This is a genomic window from Microvirga tunisiensis, from assembly GCF_009296175.1.
Taxonomy (GTDB): Bacteria; Pseudomonadota; Alphaproteobacteria; order Rhizobiales; family Beijerinckiaceae; genus Microvirga; species Microvirga tunisiensis.
Genome location: NZ_VOSK01000362.1, coordinates 1 through 5,590 on the forward strand (window position 1 = coordinate 1; position 5,590 = coordinate 5,590).

A 5,590-nucleotide genomic window follows, 5' to 3' on the forward strand; every position below is an offset into this window, starting at 1 on the left:
GCGCCGACCTCCTGTGATCTCGCCCGCGCCCTTCAGAGCAAGGTCCGGCGCGCTCGCGATCAGCTTCTGACCTTCGCCCACTGGCCCGGATTGGTTGAGGCAACCAACAACGCCTGCGAACGCGCGCCGGACAATGGCTTGAGGTCCTCCGCCTGATGGTGTCGCCCGGCATTACCGACGAACTCGCACCCTGCTTCGTGGCCTGGGACCTGGAGCAGGGAACGGCGGAGCCCGACCCTCAGGAAGATTTGGCGATCCGCCGCTTGCCCTTCCGCGAAGCCGTGGCCGCCGCCCTTGACGGAACAATCAGTGACGCTGCGAGCGTTGCCACCCTTCTGGCTGTGCACGCTCGAGCCGCCGCGAAATCCCTGCCGGCGGATCTTCTGGCGCGGCTTCACCCCTGAGCCAGGCAGTTGGCAACAGGCTGCGGCCCATCATGCCTCCACCGACCACAGGCGGGCGATGGCCGGTGGGAGCTTCATGTCCGGCGCGGCGGTGCGCAGACGGTGCACCCGCACAGCCGTGATGGGATCGGCGGGATCAAGCGTCATCAGGAAGCCCAAGGCCTTGCTTACCAGGGCGCCCGCAAGTCGTTCTCGCTCCTCGATCACACTGTCGAGAGAAATGCCCGGCAGAAGAGGCCCCCGGTAGAGCCGCAACACCTGGTCAAAGGCCACCCCTCGCTCGGCTTGAGGCAATCGAGGGTCGTTCAGGCGTGACAACGCGGTGCGCAATCGTCCAAAATCCGTCCGGACAATGGTTGTGTTCAGCCGAACGTGGTCGTCCTCCTGCAGGATCGCCTCGGCGCCAATCAGCTTGCGCAGACGATACACTGTCGTGCGCAGGGTGTGCATGGCACGATCGCCATCCAGCTCCGGCCAGAGCTGGTCCGCCAGCAGGTCCTGCGACACACCTCGCTCATCGGCAATGATCAACAGCCAGAGCAGCTCAAGCGGCTTGCGTTGGGCCTTGCCCTGCCCAGCTCTGATCTTGTCCCCGCGGAGATGGATGGCAAAGCCGCCAAGACAGTAAAATTCCACCGGATAAGGCCACCGCTCGTCGACAGAACCATTATCGGGCGGCGCCAGCCGCCAGAGTTCGATGACATCTCGTGTGATCCGGACATCGGCGCCATGGCTGAGAGCGTCATTGGCAAGACGGCCGAGATAAGGCCGGTTCATGCCAGTGATCTGGCGGAACCGCAGCCTGCAGGCGGCTTGCCCCATGCGCGCCCAAAGCTGAACGAACTCGCTCATGCGTCCCTGGGTATGCGCAAGGAAGGCGTCTGCCAAATCGGCATGCAGGGCAAACACCGCATTGCGTGCCCGCGTGGCCAGCTCCCGCAGCTCTGCGATGGACACCCGCGCGGCCTCGTCCCCGACCGCGGCCTGCGCCATGCCCAAGAGAAATGTCTGGTTCCCGATCTCCTGGGATGCGCCACTCTTTAGGGCGATGCTCAGCGCCTGATGGGCTTCGGCGATCGCCTGATCATGATCGCCCGCGCTCAGGGCCACGGCGGCCCTCAGCATGTGAGGCCCCGGAATATTGGCCCCACGGCTGTATCCGACAATGCGCTCGTACTGGTGAAGAGCGCCCCTCGCATCGGCGTGGCTGCCCTCGGCAGCAAAGGCTTGAGCGAGCACCCACGCAATCGTCGAGAGCCGATGGCTGATGCCCCATTGGTGCGCGAAGGCCTTGGCCTCGTCGGCGAGACGCCGCAGGGCCTCGCCGTTCCCATCACGGAAGGCCACCGCCGCGGCAGCATAATACCAGCTCAATGTCGCCAGTGGCGGAATGTCGGCGCGCCCGACCAGTGGTCGCAGGGCATCGACCTGAAACCGGCCGGCCTCGAGATCGCCGCGCCACCATAAGAAGTAGTTCGCCAGCAGGCTGCCGGTTGAGAGCTGGATGGTTGGCGGCAGGAGTGGCAAGGCCTGCTCCAGTTCAGCGTGGGCGCTGGGCACGTCGGGATGCGTCGGCTCCCCAAGGAGCATCGCCAAAGCGCGTCCGACCGCCAACTGATGCCGAACCGGCTCAGGGGCCTCGCGCACCAGATCGAGAGCGGGCCGGGTCTCCGCAACGAGCGCCATCAGCCGCGTGTCCAACGACCAGTCCGCCAGGGCTGCTCTGACCTCACCGTACACGGCCTGCACATACAGGGAGGCCTCAGCTGCGGGATCGAGGCTGCGCCAGAGCCCAGCGAAATCCGCCCGAGCCGCCTGAGGTTCGAAGGGCAGGCGGGCATAGGCCTGCGAGATCCGTATCGCCGGCTCAGCCTGCGTGCGCTCGGGCAGCATGGTAATGAGCTGGAGCAGCTCACGGTTTTGGCCCGCGCCAATGAGATCCTGCGCCTGATCGCGCACCAGGATCTCTACCTCCTCGTGTGCGCTGGCCTCAAGCAGCAACCGGGCGCCTGTCAGAAGCTCGCCCCGCCCAAGGAGCAATCGGCCGGTGTGCAGGCGAGCCTTCTGCAGATCTCCGGGAGCCAGAGTGGCCTCGGCTGCGGCCTTGAGCCACTCAAAGAATAGATCATGCTTGCGCAACGCACCGTTCACAAGCCGCGTCAGCAAGCTGCGCTCTTCGGCCAGGCGCATGACAGCTGCAACCGCGTCCGCGCCACCAAGCGCGCCCCATTCCTCCTCATGGCCAGCCTGCAGGAACGCCGTCGCCAACAGGCCTTGCCGCTCGGCCTCGCTGTAACTGGAGAAGAACTGCGTGAACGCGGACGGAGGAAGCGCCGACAGTTGTCTTAACGGCAGCCGGGACGATGACGCGACCACCAGATCGGCGATCCAGTGACCAGACTGCCGTAACCGGGCCACAAAGGCGCTCCGGGTCAATTCTTCCGAGGACCCAAGGTCGCGTTTGAAATCCTCAAACTCATCTATCTGGACACGCAGGTCCAAAATCTGGATCAGGCGTGACGGCGGCAGGGTCGCGAGAACGCTCTCGGACGGATCCTGCCGCGACAGGCAAAGCACCTGATCATCAGCACGCAGCTGTCCTGCCAGGATCGGCAGGATACCAAGTGGAGCAGCCTCCGACGGTAGGCGGTGGACATCATCAAAGACGAACAGATATGGAGGCCGCCCCTCGTCGCGCAGCAACTCCTCGAACCAGTTCTCGGCAAACTCGTGCAGGCCCGGGAGAGCCTCCGGGGTAAGATCGGGGAGTGCATCGACAGGCGCGCCCGGCAGACGGGCAATCGAACGCTTGAGGGACTGAAAGAACAAACACGGATTGGCGTCCATCTCGTCCAGGCGGTACCAGATCCCATGCCGCTGGTGCGCCGAACCGACGCCCGCGTGCAGCCAGGTCGCAGCTGTGGAGGACTTGCCGGCTCCCGGAGGCGCCGCAATCCAGATAAGACTGCGTGGCGGCGCCTGCCGGATCTCATTGAAAAGGCGATGCCGCGAGACTAGGCCGTAAGGTTCAGGCGGGACAAGCTTGCTGGGAAGGGCAGAAGAGACCAAGATTTTTCAAATACTCTGATCGGGAACCGCATCGATGGAGGAGATTTCATTCAAATTCTTATTGCTCTACATTGTTCCCTGTCCCGACGAGATCAAACCCAGCTGCAAATCATAAGCGTGACATTAGGAGGCTACACGCTGCGGCCTGGTAGGGGCAAGCTTGTATCTACCAGAGTTCGTTGTGGCAACTATCCTAGTGGCAACCATCCCACGATAGATATAACTATATTATCTTTGATATATAATTTCGATAATAACTGCCTCTCTCCTCGTGCCGGATTTGAAGGAAAGCTGTCGCCATTAGGCCTGCCCGCTCAGCCTCATCATAATCAGGTGATGCCTCCTCGGGCTAAACCCTGGGGCTTCCGGGCCCCTTCAGGCCCGGCGTCTCGCATCCGAGACGGGCAATGTTCAGCGCCGCGTTGTGGTCCCGATCATGCTCGAGACCACACCAGCGAACACCCACAAAGATCGGGGCCAGTTCGAGGGTGTCACCACCCTTCATCGAGCCACAAACGCGCTAACAGAGTTGCTTCCGTCCTAAGACGTGTCCTCGGCGCAGGACGCAGAGAGGACTGCGCGCGAGGTCGATCACCCAGGATTCGAGCCTTCGTGTGAGGCCGGGCATGACTGAACCGCGTCCGCTATGATCCAACCGATGGCGGAGCTGTCGAGTCCGGCAGCTCCGCCAGCAGACATCAGCCCGTTGGCCTCTGCCCAGATTTCCGTGTTACAAACCCTGCAGGCGGGAGGAGACTTGAATGGACATCAGCGATGGTTTGGCGGCCTACTTGAGTGAGTTTGGGACCAATCAGCCGCTCACCTTCCCCGTTCGAGCCCTTGAAACGGCAAGCCAAGTCTCGTGTCAGATCATCCCGTTCCCTCGGTTGGCGTGTCCGTCGGCAAACCAGCTCGCCCAAGCAGACCCGACCCCTTCCCTCCCGTTCAGCCTCGGGGTCAACCAGACTCAGAATGATGGGACTGACGCTTAAACCTCCAGTGTGATCCTCCTCGGCTAAGAGTCTGAGACGATCACGCCAGCCCGGATCATCCCGATGCCCCTTGGACAAGCCGCGCGCACGATGAGCGAAGAGGAGTTGCCGGAGTGAGGATGCGATCGACGGCTGGCGCGGGGACACCCCTCTTCGTGACAAGAGAGCCGATCGCCAGATTTCCGCACAACAGACTGGCCTAGACAGCCCTGGCGCCACACGTGGCAGGAAAGCCGCGGAGCCGGACTGTACCAAAGTCGGACTCCCCACATCAGCCTTTTTTGGGAGTGGTAAAGGAAACCTTAAACCGGATACAAAGGCATTCGCCCGCCGTAGCGGCTAATGGCTTCGCCAACCTAATGGCTTCGCCAACCTTGAGCGTTTGTTATGATCTTTCGATTATTGTCCCTTCCACTCGTTGCTTTCGGCTTGGCCGGATGTTCGAGCCTCGCGTCGATTGAGGAATTTGCTCACCTGCCCAAGGGGAGCACCGACGTGGTCAATGTGGGCTGCCTGACTTATGCCACCTATGAGAAGCCGGCGCCTGAGGGCGGTTCGGTGCTCATTGCGGCAAGTGCGGTCAATCAGGCGGCGGGCAGCCTCTGCAGCAACCCATCCTCATCCGATGGTTTGGCGCCGTCTCTGGCCACAATCCGCTATGCGTCGGCGGCCAATCGCTTCGTCGACAAACGCCATCCGAACTGCCGCTTGGTCCGAGGCGAAGAGTTGACCCCGCTGCACTCTCGGTTTGAATTTGTCTGCCTTAGGACTTGAGGCTCCACCTGAGTTGGCGATCCGATCTGAGTTCCCTGTCGATCCTGACGGATTTGTGTGCAACGGCGCACGCTCGACAAGGCTTGATGACCAGCGCCCCACCCCGGAGGCGGATCTGCGCGACCCCGTATAATCTCATGGCCGAGCCATGCCGGAGACTTGCACCCAATGCACGGGCGCGTGCAGCCGGGTACCGTCAACAGAGTGCATGTCGCATTCGGGTAAGAGGCTGGTGAGCAATTTTATTACTCGCTTCAAGTGCTTGATTTGGAATAGCTTTCGTGAAGATTGATGAGGCGGATGCGGGGTGTGCAACGGTTGAGGAGCCCCGCTATGGATACTTGTCTCTAT

The 5,590-nt window shown here is 62.1% G+C and carries 3 protein-coding genes; 2 read left to right on the forward strand and 1 reads right to left on the reverse strand.

Going from position 1 to position 5,590, the window contains the following annotated elements:
* Positions 1 to 155 precede the first annotated feature (155 nt).
* A complete protein-coding gene (locus FS320_RS36595) occupies positions 156 to 404 on the forward strand; it encodes an NUDIX hydrolase (protein WP_152717238.1) in 249 nt (82 codons plus the stop codon).
* Between the two features lie 30 nt (positions 405 to 434).
* Here FS320_RS36595 and FS320_RS36600 read toward each other — a convergent pair whose 3' ends face one another.
* Entirely contained in the window at positions 435 to 3,473 is a 3,039-nt protein-coding gene (locus tag FS320_RS36600; protein ID WP_152717239.1) for an AfsR/SARP family transcriptional regulator, read from the reverse strand.
* Positions 3,474 to 4,867: 1,394 nt separating this feature from the next.
* Between FS320_RS36600 and FS320_RS36605 the strand changes: the two genes are divergently transcribed.
* Positions 4,868 to 5,239 carry a hypothetical protein gene (locus tag FS320_RS36605; protein WP_152717240.1) on the forward strand — a complete coding sequence of 124 codons (372 nt, stop codon included), beginning with the start codon at positions 4,868 to 4,870 and terminating at the stop codon, positions 5,237 to 5,239.
* Positions 5,240 to 5,590 lie beyond the last annotated feature (351 nt).